General features: G+C 64.3%; 12 protein-coding genes. 8 read left to right on the forward strand and 4 right to left on the reverse strand.

What is annotated here, in order from left to right; genetic code table 11:
- The coding region (locus tag VKZ87_RS05235; RefSeq protein WP_324220198.1) for an MFS transporter at positions 1-546 on the reverse strand (546 nt) is incomplete at its 3' end.
- Between the two features lie 503 nt (positions 547-1,049).
- Here VKZ87_RS05235 and VKZ87_RS05240 point away from each other — a divergent pair.
- From VKZ87_RS05240 to VKZ87_RS05255, 4 genes are all read left to right on the forward strand, one after another.
- The gene (locus VKZ87_RS05240; protein WP_324220199.1) at positions 1,050-2,738 is read left to right on the forward strand and encodes an ABC transporter substrate-binding protein; all 1,689 of its coding nucleotides are present in this window, start codon (positions 1,050-1,052) and stop codon (positions 2,736-2,738) included.
- A 66-nt stretch (positions 2,739-2,804) separates the two neighbouring features.
- Positions 2,805-3,737 (forward strand): ABC transporter permease, encoded by a 933-nt coding sequence (locus tag VKZ87_RS05245; protein ID WP_324220200.1) that lies wholly within the window; start codon positions 2,805-2,807, stop codon positions 3,735-3,737.
- A 10-nt stretch (positions 3,738-3,747) separates the two neighbouring features.
- On the forward strand, positions 3,748-4,638 hold the full coding sequence (locus tag VKZ87_RS05250; protein WP_324220201.1) for an ABC transporter permease: 891 nt from the start codon (positions 3,748-3,750) through the stop codon (positions 4,636-4,638).
- A 1-nt stretch (position 4,639) separates the two neighbouring features.
- A complete protein-coding gene (locus tag VKZ87_RS05255) occupies positions 4,640-6,727 on the forward strand; it encodes a dipeptide ABC transporter ATP-binding protein (protein ID WP_324220209.1) in 2,088 nt (695 codons plus the stop codon).
- A 63-nt stretch (positions 6,728-6,790) separates the two neighbouring features.
- Here the strand turns inward: VKZ87_RS05255 and VKZ87_RS05260 are convergent, their stop codons facing one another.
- Together VKZ87_RS05260 and VKZ87_RS05265 are read right to left on the reverse strand one after the other, a co-directional pair.
- The gene (locus tag VKZ87_RS05260; RefSeq protein ID WP_324220202.1) at positions 6,791-8,476 is read right to left on the reverse strand and encodes a thiamine pyrophosphate-binding protein; all 1,686 of its coding nucleotides are present in this window, start codon (positions 8,474-8,476) and stop codon (positions 6,791-6,793) included.
- Between the two features lie 22 nt (positions 8,477-8,498).
- The gene (locus VKZ87_RS05265; protein WP_324220203.1) at positions 8,499-8,822 is read right to left on the reverse strand and encodes an NIPSNAP family protein; all 324 of its coding nucleotides are present in this window, start codon (positions 8,820-8,822) and stop codon (positions 8,499-8,501) included.
- Positions 8,823-8,912: 90 nt separating this feature from the next.
- On the opposite strand from VKZ87_RS05265, the gene VKZ87_RS05270 reads away from it, so the two are divergent.
- The 4 genes from VKZ87_RS05270 (at position 8,913) to VKZ87_RS05285 (ending at position 12,832) form a co-directional block, all read left to right on the forward strand.
- On the forward strand, positions 8,913-10,100 hold the full coding sequence (locus tag VKZ87_RS05270; RefSeq protein ID WP_324220204.1) for a pyridoxal phosphate-dependent aminotransferase: 1,188 nt from the start codon (positions 8,913-8,915) through the stop codon (positions 10,098-10,100).
- Between the two features lie 214 nt (positions 10,101-10,314).
- Positions 10,315-10,653 carry a P-II family nitrogen regulator gene (locus VKZ87_RS05275; protein WP_324220205.1) on the forward strand — a complete coding sequence of 113 codons (339 nt, stop codon included), beginning with the start codon at positions 10,315-10,317 and terminating at the stop codon, positions 10,651-10,653.
- 108 nt (positions 10,654-10,761) lie between these two features.
- Positions 10,762-12,171 carry a type I glutamate--ammonia ligase gene (gene glnA / locus VKZ87_RS05280; protein WP_324220206.1) on the forward strand — a complete coding sequence of 470 codons (1,410 nt, stop codon included), beginning with the start codon at positions 10,762-10,764 and terminating at the stop codon, positions 12,169-12,171.
- A 151-nt stretch (positions 12,172-12,322) separates the two neighbouring features.
- Complete coding sequence (locus tag VKZ87_RS05285; RefSeq protein ID WP_324220207.1) at positions 12,323-12,832, forward strand: DUF2231 domain-containing protein; 510 nt, start codon at positions 12,323-12,325, stop codon at positions 12,830-12,832.
- Here the strand turns inward: VKZ87_RS05285 and VKZ87_RS05290 are convergent.
- Positions 12,829-14,418, reverse strand: a complete 1,590-nt coding sequence (locus VKZ87_RS05290) for a PAS domain S-box protein (RefSeq protein ID WP_324220208.1) — start codon at positions 14,416-14,418, stop codon at positions 12,829-12,831. The two genes, VKZ87_RS05285 and VKZ87_RS05290, sit on opposite strands and share 4 nt — an antisense overlap.
- Between the last annotated feature and the right edge of the window lie 216 nt (positions 14,419-14,634).

Raw genomic sequence — 14,634 nt, forward strand, 5'->3', positions numbered from 1 at the left:
CGCGGGCTGCGGCGATCGGGTGAGCGCGACCGGTATCGCAGCCAGCGACACCAGAATGGAGGCGATGGTATAGAGCGGAAAATTTTTCGGGTCGTCAGTCAGCATCAGCAGCTGGCCGAGGGTCAGCACGGTGAAATTGACTGTCGTATAGGTGGTGAAGACCATGCCGCGATTGGCGCTCGTAGCGCGCTCGTTCAGCCAGCTTTCGATGATCAGGTAGAGGCTGGCAAGAAACAGGCCGGTCAGCGCGCGAAGCACCCACCAGAAGACCGGGGTCACCACCAGCGCATGCAGCAGCGGGGTTGCAGAAGCAGCCGCCACCATCGCTGTGAACAGCCGGATATGGCCGACGCGCTGGATCAGTCGTGGCGTGACCATGCAGCCAACAACAAAGCCGCTGTAGTAACTCGCGCCGAGTACGCCGATCGACAGCGCGCTGAAATTCTCCATGCTGGCCCGGACCGGCAGCAGCGTGCCCTGCAGGCCGTTGCCCGTCAGCAGCAGCGCGACGCTCAGCAGCAGAGCACCAACGGGCGCAATGGCCATTAGCATCCGTAACTTCCTCTTCCTCGCTATGCGCGCATCAAAAAGACCGCAACCGGACAAACTGTACTTCCGCGTACATGAAGCAGAACACGCGCCTGGATCTCATCTACATTGAGAGAAAACGTGTCACTCGAATCACTGATGCAGATGAAGTTCTCACGCATGACGTGCATTTCGATGCGGAATGCAGGATGAACATTATCGCTTCGCGAGTCATCGCAACAGTACATAAACACGTGTTTTATATAGATTTCATGCGGATTTTTCGCTGTCGCGAAATCGATTGCGATATTCTTGGGACATTTTAGGTTGACACGTCGGACCCCGATCTGAATACTTCGCCGCACCAATTCACATAGTCATCGCTCACGCGTGACGCGGACTTCCCTTCCGCGCCCTGAGAGTTTTTTTTCTGTTGCCTAGCGCAAACTCGCTTCGGCGACGTTCGTCCAGAAAGTCGGCACGGCGTCGTGGGGGATTTCAACCGAGAGATGGAGGCGCCAATGTCTGACCCGACAAAAAATCCGATTCATCCGGCTTTGCCGGAACTGGCCGAAAAAGCCAGGCGTGGCAGAATTGGCCGCCGCGATTTTCTGCGTACCGCAGCGCTGCTCGGCGCTTCGGCCGCAACTGCCCATTCCCTGCTCGGCGTCGCACTGAAGCCCGGCAGCGCAATGGCTGCCGAGACGCCCAAGTTCGGCGGCAACCTGCGGGTATCGATGAATGTCATGGACATTTCGGACCCGGCGATCTTCGACTGGTCGCAGAAGGGCAACCAGGCGCGCCACATCATCGAGCCGCTGGTGCAAATCGACAAGGACAATATCGCCCGCCCGCATCTTGCGGAGAAGTGGGAGGCCTCCGAGGATCTCAAGACCTGGACCTTCCACCTGCGCAAGGGCGTGAAGTGGTCGAACGGCGACGATTTCGGCGCCGATGACGTGATAGCCACCTTCCGGCGCTGGCTGAGTCCGGAGACCGGATCGTCCAACATCGGCCGCTTTGCCGCGATGACGACGACGACCGACACCGGCAAGAAGGACGAGAACGGCAAGCCGATCAAGAAGACATCGATGTCGGAAGGCGCGCTGGAGAAGATCGACGATCATACGGTGCGCTTCCACCTGAACACGCCGGATCTCAGCCTGCCGGAGAGCATGGGCGACTACCCGGCGCTCATCACCCACCGCCGCTTCGTCGAGGACGGGGCCAACTTCATCAAGAATCCGATCGGGACCGGCGCTTTCGAGCTGAAGGAGTTCAAGGTCGGCGAGCGCATGGTGCTGACCAAGCGCAAGGGGAAGTACTGGGGCGGCGACGTCTATCTCGACCAGATCACCTATATCGATCATGGCGACGATCCGGCGGCGCAGATCGCCGCCTTTGCCTCCGATCAGGTCGACACCACCTACGAGACCGGCGTCGAACAGGTTGCCGCGATCAAGTCCCTGCCGATGCTGGACCTCTACGAGACGATTACGGCGCAGACCGGCATCGCCCGCTTCAAGGTCACGGAGAAGCCGTTCGATGATCGGCGTGTGCGTCAGGCGATCCAGGCCTGCATCGACCATGACCGCCTGAGGACGCTGCTGTACGGGGAATACGGCGCGGCGGCCGAGGACCACCATGTCTCGCCGGTGCATCCGGAATATGCCGAGCTACCGAAGCTGAAGCAGGATTACGCCAAGGCGAAGAAGCTGCTGGCTGAAGCCGGCCATGCCGGCGGCCTGAAGGTCCGCATCGACTGCGTCGCCAGCCCGAGCTGGGAGCAGAATGCCTGCAAGGCTATCGCCGAGATGTGCCGCCCTGCCGGCATCGACATCGAGATCAACGTGATGCCTGGCGGAACCTACTGGGACCGCTGGACCACCACGCCGTTCGGCTTCACCAACTGGACGCATCGTCCGCTCGGCGTGCAGGTCTACAACCTGGCCTATCGCAGCGGCGTGCCCTGGAACGAGTCGTCGTATTCCAATCCCGAATTCGACAGCCTTCTGGATGTTGCCGGCACCAAGATTGATCCGGAGGCCCGGCGCGCCGACATGGCGAAGCTGCAGAAGATCCTCCAGGATGACGCGGTGTTCGTGCAGTCGCTGTGGCGCTCGGTCTTCGTAGCCGCGAACAAGCGCGTGCGGGGCCTCTATGCCCATGTCGCGCTGGAGCATCACTACAACAAGGTCTGGCTGGCCTGATCCCCGGCGCCGGCGGGCCGGATCGGATTCCGGCCCGCCGACTTCGGCCACGATAGGGATTCAGACATGCTGAGTTTCATTTTCCGCCGGCTTGCACTGACCGCTGCCACCATGCTGGCCGTGTCGCTGCTGGTCTTCCTGCTGCTCGAACTGAATCCGGGTTCGGTCGCCGTCAAGGTGCTTGGGCCCTATTCCTCCGAAGAGCAGCGGCAGCTCTGGCTGGAGGCCAACGGCTATCTCAATCCGCTGTGGCAGCGCTATCTCGAATGGTTGGGCCGGATGGTGACCGGCGATTTCGGCGAAAGCATCCGCTTCAAGGTGCCGGTTGCCGAAGTTCTGTGGCCGCGCCTGTGGAATACCGCAATCCTCGCCTTCTGGACTTTCGCCGTCCTGATCCCGCTGTCGCTGACGCTTGGCGTACTGGCCGGCATGCGTGAAGGATCCAGGCTCGACCGTGCGATTTCCATCACCAGCATCATCACCACCTCCATCCCGGAATTCGCCAGCGCCGTCTTCCTCTCTGCGATTTTCGTGTTCGGCCTCGGCATCCTGCCGGGAACCTCGGCGATGTCGAACGGCTTCGACCCGCTGCAGCTGATCCTGCCGGTCATGGTGCTGGTGCTCTACGACGTCGGTTACGTCACCCGCATGACCCGCGCCTCCATGGCCGAGGTCATGACCGCGCCCTACATTCGCACCGCGGTGCTGAAGGGCATTCCCTTCCCGCGCGTCATCCTGCGCCACGGCCTGCGCAACGCACTGATCCCGCCGTTTACGGTCATCATGCTGCAGATCAACTGGCTGCTGTCCGGCGTCGTGGTCGTCGAATTCTTCTTCGCCTACAAGGGTTTCGGCGCCCTCCTGCTCGAGGCGTCACTCAACCAGGACATCTACCTGATTCAGGCCTGCGCGATGGTCGCCGTCTTCGTCGCGGTGACCACCCAGACGCTTGCCGATATCGGCTACACCTACCTCAACCCGCGCATCCGGCTGCAGTGAGGAGGCGACCATGAGCATGACCGAACACGCCGCCGGCCATCTGCCCCCGCCCCGCCTGATCCGCATCCTGCGGATGGTCGGCCTGCTTCGCGAAAGTCCGGTCGCCATGATCGGCGCCGGCCTGATTGTCTTCTGGATCGCGGTCGCGATCTTCGCCCCGCTGCTGGCGCCCTTCGACCCCAACGTCAACCTGCAGCCGTTCGCCAAGCCGGGCACGCCCTATGCCGCGGGCTCCGGCGTCTTCTGGCTCGGCACCGACCATCTCGGCCGCGATATCCTCTCCCGCATCATCTGGGGATCGCAGACGGTGCTGTTCTACGGCTTTGTCGCCACCGCCAGCGCCTATGCCGTGGGCGTCGCGATGGGGCTGGCGGCGGGCTACTACCGCGGCTGGATCGATGAACTGCTGTCCCGCCTCGGCGACATCATCCTCTCCTTCCCCATCCTCGTCCTCTACGTGGTGATCATCGCCACCATCGGCGCCTCCGGCATCAACATCGTGCTGGCGGTAACCTTCGCCTCGGCGCCGGCGATCATGCGCATCGTGCGCAGCCTGGTGCTCGAAATCCGGGAGCGCGACTACGTCGCCGCCGCGAAGATGCGCGGCGAAAACGCCTGGTACATCATGCTGGTCGAGATCCTTCCCAATGTCCGCGGGCCGCTGATTGTCGATGCCTGCCTGCGCATGGGCTACGTCACCATCACCATTGGCGTCCTCGGCTTCCTCGGCCTCGGCCTGCCGCCGCCGGACCCGGACTGGGGCGGCATGATCAACGAGGCACGCTCCATGGCGCTCGCCTTCCCCCACATGACGGTACTGCCCTGCATTGCCATCTCGTCGCTGGTGCTCGGCCTCAACCTGCTCGCCGACGGCCTCAGGGAGATTTCGCTCCGTGACTGACATGACCATGCCTGCCGCCACCCGGCCGGTTCTCGAGCTGCAGAACCTCCGCATCTCCTATTTCACCCGCTCGGGCGAGATCAACGTCGTGCCCGGCCTCGATCTCAAGCTCTATCCCGGCGAGGCGATCGGCCTGGTCGGCGAAAGCGGCTGCGGCAAGTCGACCATCGGCTACGCTATCATGCGCTATCTCGGCCAGGCCGGCCGGATCATGGATGGCAGGGTGCTGTTCGAGGGCCGCGACCTCTACGCCCTGGGCGACAACGAACTGCGGACGCTGCGCGGCAACCGCATGGCAATGGTTTACCAGGACCCCATGTCCAGCCTCAATCCGACCATGACCATCGGCGAACAGCTGATGGAAGTGCCGGTCTATCACTTCAACGCCACGCGCAGCGAGGCGCGGGAGCGCGCCCTCGCGATGCTGGAGGAGGTGAACCTGCCCGATCCGGCCTCGATCATGGAACGCTACCCGCACCAGCTGTCCGGCGGGCAGCAGCAGCGCGTGGTGATCGCCATGGCCCTGATGGCCGAACCCGCCCTGCTGATCATGGACGAACCGACCACCGGCCTCGACGTGACGGTCGAGGCGGCCGTGCTCGACCTCATCGCCGAACTCCGCCGCAAGCACAAAACCTCGATCGTCTTCATCAGCCACAATCTCGGTACCGTGGTGCGGATCTGCGACCGCATCGGCGTGCTCTATGCCGGCGAGCTGGTGGAGGAAGGCCCGATCAAGGAGGTCTTCGACGATCCGCGCCATCCCTATACCCGCGGCCTGCTCTGCTGCGTGCCGACGCTCGATGCCGACAAGTATTCCTCTCCGCTGACGCCGATCCGGGGCAGCGTGGCCGTGCCGCGGCAGCGCCCGCCCGGCTGCGTCTTCGCCGCCCGCTGCGAACACCGCCAGGACGGCACCTGCACCACCGCCAAGGTCGCGATGCAGTACGCACCCGCCTCGCTGCGCCATGTCGCGCGCTGTGCCCGGCAGGACGAGCTGCCGCCGCTCCGGCGCGCCGCCGGCGATGACGATTCCGGCTCGGCGGGAGAGATACGGCACGAGGATGTCGTGCTGCGCATCGAAAGCCTGAAGAAATACTACGAGCAGTCCGGCGGCCTCGGCCTGGTGACGGGCAACAAGGTGGAAGTGAAGGCCATCGACGGCATCGACCTGAAGGCGCGCCGTGGCGAGACGCTGGCGATCGTGGGCGAAAGCGGCTGCGGGAAATCGACGCTTGCAAAAGTCCTGACTGGCCTGGAGGACGTCACCGGCGGCCGGATCACCCTGGACGAGGTCGATCTCACCGACCTCGGCATCGACCGGCGGCCCGACGATGTGATCCGCCGGCTGCAGATGGTGTTCCAGAACCCGGATTCCACGCTCAATCCGAGCCATACGATCGGTTATACGCTGGAGCGCCCGCTGCGCCAGTTCGCCAACCTGCAGGGCGAGAAGCTGCACCGCACCGTCCGCGCCCTGCTGAAAGCGGTTAACCTCCCGGCCGAATTCGCCCGCCGCAAGCCGCGCCAGCTTTCCGGCGGCCAGAAACAGCGGGTCGCCATCGCGCGTGCGCTGGCCGGCTCACCCGAGGTGATCATCGCCGACGAGCCGGTTTCGGCGCTCGACGTCTCGGTCCAGGCCTCGATCATCAATCTGCTCGCCGAGCTGCAGAGCGAACGGCAGACGACCCTGCTGTTCATCAGCCACGATCTGTCGGTGGTGCGGTATCTCGCCGACCGGGTCGCGGTGATGTATCTCGGCAAGATCATGGAGCTGGGCCGCGTCGCCAACGTCTTCGCGCCGCCCTATCACCCCTATACCGAGGCCCTGCTTTCGGCCATTCCGGTGCCCGATCCGAACGTGAAGACGCGCCGCATCCTGCTGGAGGGCAAGCCCCCCAGCGTGCTGGACCGGCCGGCCGGCTGCCCCTTCGCGGCGCGCTGTCACCGCAAGGTCGGCCCGATCTGCGACGAGCAGGAACCGCCCGAGCGGCGGTTCGGCAACGGCCACCGCATCGCCTGCCATCTGCCGCCGGCGGATCTGAACAAGATGGAATCGGTGGTGATGCAGGCTGCCGCCGCGGAATAATTCCTCACGCTGCTGACCGGCGCAGGACACCGCCAGCGCCGGCCATTCGGGAATGCAGGATCGTCAGCGGTCGCTGTGATGCGCCCTGGCCTTGATGCCCGCCTCGCGGATCTGGCTGAGCGACTGCCGCGGCGTCAGGGCTTCGGGATCGAGCCTGATCTCGATGATCGCCGCCTTGCCGCTCGCCTGCGCGCGCCTGAAGGCATCGGCGAAATCCTCGGTGCGCTCCACCGTCTCGCCATGGCCGCCGAAGGCGCGGGCATAGGCGGCGAAATCGGGATTGCGCAGCTCCGTGCCGCTGACCCGCTCGGGGTATTCCCGCTCCTGGTGCATGCGGATCGTGCCGTACATGCCGTTGTTCACGACGATCACGATGATGTTGGCGCCATACTGCAGCGCGGTGGCGAATTCCTGCCCCGTCATCAGGAAGCAGCCGTCGCCGGCAAAGGCGACCACTGTACGCTGCGGGTTGATCAGCTTGGCCGACACCGCCGCCGGCACGCCGTAGCCCATCGAGCCCGAGGTCGGTGCAAGCTGGGCGGTATGGCGGCGGTAGCGGTGGAAGCGGTGCACCCAGGTGGCGTAGTTGCCGGCGCCGTTGCAGAAGACCGCATCGGCCGGCAGGTTCTCGTCCAGCCATTTGATGATCTGCGACATCTGCACGCCGCCCGGTGAGGTGACCGGCTTCTGCCATTCCTCGTAGTCGGCGCGCGACTGCTTCGTGGCCGCGGCCCAGGCCTTGCCGTCCACCGGGCCCATCTTGGTCAGCGCCGCCGCGAAGGCCGCGTTGCTGGCATGGATCGGCAGATCGGCGGAATAGACGCGGTTGAGCTCTTCCGCACCGGCATGGACATGCACGATCTTCTGGTCCGGTACCGGAATGCCGAGCATGGTGTAGCCGCCGGTGGCCATCTCGCCCATCTTCGAGCCCATCACCAGCAGCAGGTCGGCTTCCCGGATCCGCGCCTGCAGCTTCGGATTGATACCGATGCCGACATCACCGACGTAGTTCGGCCAGTCATTGTCGAGATAATCCTGGCGGCGGAACACGGCACCGACCGGCAGGTCGGAAGCGCCGGCCCAGGCCTGCACCTGCTCGCGCACCTGCTCGCTCCAGCCGCTGCCGCCTACGATCATGAACGGCTTCTTCGCGTCCTGCAGCATCGCCTTGAGCTGCGCCATCTGCTCCATTGAGGGATGCGCCTCGGCGGGAATGACCGGGCGGCCATCGGGCACGTCGGCGAATTCGGTCAGCATGTCCTCCGGCAGGGCCAGCACCACCGGCCCGCGCCGGCCCGACATGGCGACCGAGAAGGCGCGGCTGATGTATTCCGGAATGCGCGCGGCATCGTCGATCTGCGCCACCCATTTCGCCATCTGGCCGAACATGCGGCGGTAGTCGATTTCCTGGAAGGCCTCGCGCTCGACCATGTCGCGGCCGACCTGGCCGATGAACAGGATCATCGGCGTGGAATCCTGGAAGGCGACATGCACGCCGGCCGAGGCATTGGTGGCGCCCGGACCGCGGGTCACCATGCAGATGCCGGGACGGCCGGTGGTCTTGCCATAGGCATCCGCCATCATGGCTGCGCCGCCTTCCTGGCGGCAGATCACAAACTTCATGTGGTTGGCGTGATCGTGCATCGCGTCCAGCACGGCGAGAAAGCTCTCGCCCGGCACGCCGAATGCCATGTCGACGCCATGCAGGCGCAACTGCTCGACCAGGATCTGACCACCACTGCGTTTCATGTCGGTACTCTCTGCTGGATGATTAGCGCTTGATCGGCGCGAAGGCCGCCGGTGTCATCAGGCGGTTCTCCTGCGCCACGAGATAGCCGGCCTCGGCGCTCTTCTTCAGATAGGCCTGCCAGTCCGGATCGGCCTGCATGGCGGCGCGCTTCCTCTCGCGGTCGGCCGCGCTCTCATAGGCCCAGATATGCATGTAGGTATTGAGGGGACCGGTCTCGGTCACCAGGAAGGCGACCGGCTCGCCGAGATGCCGTTTCTGCGGGGTCAGGCCATGCTGTTCGTAGAGTTCCAGCTGCAGCTTGATCGTGCCGGGCCGGCAGGTATAGGTGCGAACGTCGAGCAGCATTTCCATCCCTCTTCCGGCGGCTCCGGGCCCCCTTGCCGGGGCGTCCGATAACCGTCATAAGCTGACTAATATACCGATGGGGAGGAGTCCATGCAGATAGCCGCGCGGATGTCGCGACTGGGCAGCGAGAGTGCCTTCGAGGTTCTCGCACGCGCGAAAGCGCTGGAGGCGCAGGGCCGGTCGGTGATCAATCTCGGCATCGGCCAGCCGGATTTCCCCACCCCGCCCCATGTGGTCGAAGCCGCCGTCAGGGCCCTGCGCGACGGCCACCACGGCTATACGCCGGCCAACGGCATTCTCCCTTTGCGCGAGGCCGTCTGCGCCGAGATCGCCCGACGCTACCGGGTGACCGTCTCGCCCGACCGCATCGTCATCGTGCCGGGCGGCAAGGTCACCATGGCGACCGCCATCGAGATGTTCGGCGAGCCGGGTGCCGAAATCATGTATCCCGATCCGGGCTTCCCGATCTATGAATCGCTGGTCAACTACACGGGCGCCACGCCCGCCGGCTACCCGCTGCTGGAAAAGAACGGCTTCGCCTTCCGCGCCGACGACCTGCTGTCGCGGATCACGCCGCAGACGCGGCTGCTGATCGTCAATTCTCCCGCCAACCCCACCGGCGGCGTCGCCCCGGCCGAGGAAGTCCGCAAGCTGGTGGAAGGCCTGCAGCGCTTCCCACATGTCGCCATCATGGCCGACGAGATCTACTCGCGGCTGGTGCTGGACGGCGACGGGGCTTATGCCAGCTTCATCCCCTGGCTCGACCAGCTGCAGGACCGGCTGATCATCCTGGAAGGCTGGTCCAAGACCTACGCCATGACCGGCTGGCGGCTGGGCTGGGGCCTCTGGCCCGAACGGCTGGTCGACCTCGCCACCAAGCTCGCCATCAATACCCACTCCTGCGTCAACGCGGCGACCCAGTTCGCCGGCATCGCCGCCCTGGAGGGACCGCAGGACGCGGTCGAGGAGATGCGGCTCGCCTTCCGCCGCCGCCGCGACCTCTGCGTCGCCGGGCTGAACCGGATCCCGGGGATCAGCTGCATCAAGCCCGAGGGTGCCTTCTACGCCTTTCCGAACATCACCGGCACCGGGCTGAATGCCCGGCAGATGCAGGACGGGCTGCTGGAGCAGGCCAGGGTCGCGACCATCGCCGGAACCAGCTTCGGCCGCCATGGCGAAGGCTACCTCCGCCTTTCCTTCGCTGCCTCGGATGAAGCCATTTCGGAAGCCCTGGAACGGATCAGAAGCTTCTTAGAGAACCGCCAGGCCAAGAACTAGGCATTTATCTGCCCGTTTTTTGATCATTCGGCCGGTTTAACAGGCATCGACTGCCAAAAAGATATCCACAAGCCCTGTTGCAGGCGCACAAATCCAGTGGCTTGCCACGGCTGCAGAGTGGCACAGGCCGTGCATAGGAAGGGGCATGAGCAGGCAAGTCCAACACAATACCTAGTCACCCTCACCCTCAGACCATCCCAACTCTTCCGGACCCATGAAAAAGATCGAAGCCGTCATCAAGCCGTTCAAGCTCGACGAAGTGAAAGAGGCGCTGCACGAAATCGGACTGCAGGGCCTGACCGTCACCGAAGCCAAGGGCTTCGGCCGCCAGAAAGGCCATACCGAACTCTACCGCGGCGCCGAATACGTCGTGGATTTCCTTCCGAAGGTGAAAATCGAGGTGGTGCTAGACGACGGCATGGTCGAACGCGCTGTCGAGGCGATCACCCAGGCCGCCCGTACCGGCCGCATCGGTGACGGCAAGATCTTCATCTCCTCCGTCGAGGAAGTCATTCGCATCCGCACCGGCGAAAAGGGCGCGGAAGCAGTCTGAGGCCGGGCAGTCTTACCCGCCGTCCAACTCATCGGGTAGCCGCCGGCTCACTCCCGGCCAGCACGTTGAGCGTTACCAACCCAGGGAAGAAGAAACAGGAATACAGCTATGGCTGATGCAAAATCCATCGTGAAGCAGTTGAAGGACAAGGACACCAAGTACGTCGATTTCCGGTTCACCGATCCGCGCGGCAAGTGGCAGCACGTTGCCTTCGATATCAGCATGGTCGATGAAGCTGCGCTGAAGGAAGGCGTCATGTTCGACGGCTCCTCGATCGCCGGCTGGAAGGCGATCAACGAGTCCGACATGCTGCTGCAGCCGGACCTCGACACCCTGCATTTCGACCCCTTCGCCGCGCAGACCACGGCCGTGCTGTTCTGCGACGTGCTCGAGCCGCATGAAGGCACGCCCTACAACCGCTGCCCGCGCTCGATCGCGAAGGCCGCCGAGGCGCATCTGAAGGCCAGCAAGGTGGCCGACGTCGCCTATTTCGGCCCCGAGGCCGAGTTCTTCGTGTTCGACGACGTGCGCTTCAAGACCTCGATGAACGAAACCTTCGTCTTCATGGACGACATCGAGGGCAACTACAATTCCGGCAAGGCCTACGAAGGCGGCAACATGGGGCATCGTGCCCCGCTCAAGGGCGGCTACTTCCCGGTCGCGCCGCTGGACCAGGGCGGCGACCTGCGCTCGGAGATGCTCTCCACCATCGCGTCCATGGGCGTGCCGGTCGAAAAGCATCACCATGAGGTCGCCAACAGCCAGCACGAGCTCGGCATCAAGTTCGGCACGCTGGTGCGCTGCGGCGACTACATGCAGATCTACAAGTACGGCGTCCACAACGTCGCCCATGCCTGGGGCAAGACCGCGACCTTCATGCCGAAGCCGGTCAAGGGCGACAACGGCTCGGGCATGCACGTGCACCAGTCGCTGTGGAAGGGCGGCAAGCCGCTGTTCGCCGGCAACAAGTATGCCGGCCTGAGCGAGCTGGCGCTGTACTACATCGGCGGCATCATCAAGCATGCCAAGGCGCTGAACGCCTTCACCAACCCGCTGACGAACAGCTACAAGCGCCTGATCCCCGGCTTCGAGGCGCCGGTGCTGCTGGCCTATTCGTCGCGCAACCGCTCGGCTTCCTGCCGCATCCCGTTCGGTGCCGGCGAGAAGGCCAAGCGCGTCGAGGTACGCTTCCCCGATCCGGGCGCGAACCCCTACCTGGCCTATGCCGCGATGCTGATGGCCGGTCTGGACGGCATCAAGAACAAGATCCATCCGGGCGACCCGATGGACAAGAACCTCTACGACCTGCCGCCCGAGGAACTGAAGGAAGTTCCGCAGGTCTGCGGCTCGCTGCGCGAGGCTCTGGAGAACCTCGACAAGGATCGCGCCTTCCTGAAGGCCGGTGGTGTCTTCACCGACGACTTCATCGACGCCTACATGGAACTGAAGTGGGAAGAGGTGTACGCGTTCGAGCATACTCCGCACCCGATCGAGTTCTCGATGTACTACTCGGTCTAAGATCGTTCCCTGGGCCAGCGGCTCAGTCTGAGCCGGGACGTCCAATGAGCCCCGCCGGTTTCCGCCGGCGGGGTTTTTTCTTTGACCGTTTGGCGCAGGAACAAGGGATTTCCGCCCGGGTTGCAGGACAGCGTCCCACGGAGGAATCTCCATGAGCTCCCCCCGCTATCCCGCCGGCACCGGCAGTGTCGCGGCCATCGCCGGACATCCGATGCATCCCATGGTCGTTCCGCTTCCCATCGGCGCACTCGTGCTCGCGCTCGCCGCCGACATCGCCTATTTCGTCACCGAGAATCCCTTCTGGGCAGAGGGCGCGAAATGGCTGCTGCTGGCCGTCCTGGTCACCGGCGCGCTGGCGGCCATTCTCGGGATCATCGATCTGGTTTCGCTGGCGCGGGCCCGCCGTATGATCATCGCCCTGGCGCATGGCGGCGGCAATGCCGTGATGCTGGCCATCACCCTGGCGAACTACCTGACACGTCCGGAGCAGGCCGCCGGCGAGCCGATGATCGGCGGCTTCATCCTGACGGTGCTTGCCGTGGCACTATCCATGGTAACCGGTTGGCTCGGCGGCGAGCTGAGCTTCAGGCACGGCATCGGTGTGTCCCCCGGGATCGGCGACGGCGCCGGGTCTGAGCCTGCGCGGACGCCACGCAGCTAGCTGGACCCGGCCGCCCGAAGGGATTTCAGCCGGTCGGCCACTTCGGCCCAGCGATAGGGCTTGCTCAGAAAGGCGAACTCGTCCAGCGCGCCGAACTCCGCCGACAGGGCGGGAATCGGATAGCCGGATGCTAGCAGAACCATGATGTCCGGGCGCAGCTTGCGTGCCTCCCGCGCCAGTTCGATGCCATTCATGCCGCGCGGCATGATGACGTCGGTGAACAGCACATCGATATTTCTCGAATGCCTCAGGTGGTCGAGGGCAGAATACGCCTCCTGCGCGGTATGGACCTGATAGCCGAGCGACTGGAAAATCTCGGCGGCGATATCCAGTACCTCCGACTCATCCTCGACGATGAGAACCGTACCGGCCTGCTGGCCGTGCTCATCCACGATCTCGCTGGCCGGATCGGCTTCCGTCGACACACGCTCGGCGGCCGGCAGATAGATCCGGATCGCCGTTCCCCGACCCTGTGTGCTATCGATCTCCACCATGCCACCGGTCTGCGTGACGAAGCCGTAGACCTGGCTGAGCCCCAGTCCCGTCCCCTTGCCGACCTCCTTGGTGGTGAAGAAGGGATCGAAGGCGCGCACCTGCACTTCCGGAGGCATGCCGGTTCCGGTATCGACCACCTCCACGAGGACGAATTCCGAAGCTGTCGCGGTAATGGCAGGCGCATCGGCGCCGGCCGAGCGGGTCACCGCCTCGCGCTTCACCGCATCCAGCGCGACAGCAGAGGTCCGCACCTGCAGCCGGCCACCCGATGGCATCGCATCGCGGGCATTGACCACGAGATTCAGGATCGCCGCCTCGAACTGCGGCCCGTCGATGTCGCATTGATGCGTACGGGCCTGCAGATCGAATTCGATGTCGATATTGGCGCTGCAGGCGCGACGCAGAACCGGTTCGAAGTCGCGGATCAGGGCCGCGGGGCTTTGCCGCTGCGGCCGCAGCGGCTGCCGCCGCGCGAAGGCGAGCAATTGCTGCGTCAGTTTGGCGCCACGATCAGTGGCGCGCTGCGCGGCATCCAGCCGGCGCAGATCCCGGGGATCGCGGAGATTGCGGCTGAGCAGATCGAGGCCGTTGGCAATGACGGTCAGCAGGTTGTTCAGGTCGTGGGCGATGCCGCCGGTGAGCTGGCCGATCGCCTCCATCTTCTGCGCCTGGAACAGGGCGGCTCGCGTCTGCTCCAGCGTCTCCTGCGCCTGTTTCTTCTCGGTGATGTCGCGCGTGATCTTGGCGAAGCCCAGCAGAGTGCCGTCCTCGGCCCGGATCGCGTCGATTACCACGCTTGCCCAGAACAGGCTGCCATCCTGGCGCACGCGCCAGCCCTCGGCCTCATAGCGGCCTTCCTCGGCGGCGATCTGCAGCATGCGCTCCGGCTGTCCCTCGGCCCGGTCGGCGTCGGTATAGAAGCGCGAGAAATGCTGGCCGATGATCTCGCTGGCCTTGTAGCCTTTGAAGCGCTGCGCGCCGGAATTCCAGCTGGTCACGATGCCATTCGGATCGAGCATGTAGATGGCATAGTCGGTGACTGCCCCAATCAGCAGCTCGAAGCGCTTGGCGTCGGAAACGATGTCGATCAAAATTCCGCCTTCTTTGTGGAGACCATACCGGGTCTGCGCGGGAGCATGCGCCGCGGAGACGCCGCAACCGACACACCCCTCTTCCGTGACGGAAAATATATTAACAGTCCGGCGAAGCAATTCCTTACTGGACACGGACACCGATTGGTCTCCGGTGGCAACCCACGGCTGTATATTTCTGCGGTCTGCGCTTGATTCCGGGCTTTTCCGCGACCA

The sequence above is a fragment of the Ferrovibrio sp. genome (genome assembly GCF_035304305.1).
GTDB lineage: Bacteria > Pseudomonadota > Alphaproteobacteria > Ferrovibrionales > Ferrovibrionaceae > Ferrovibrio.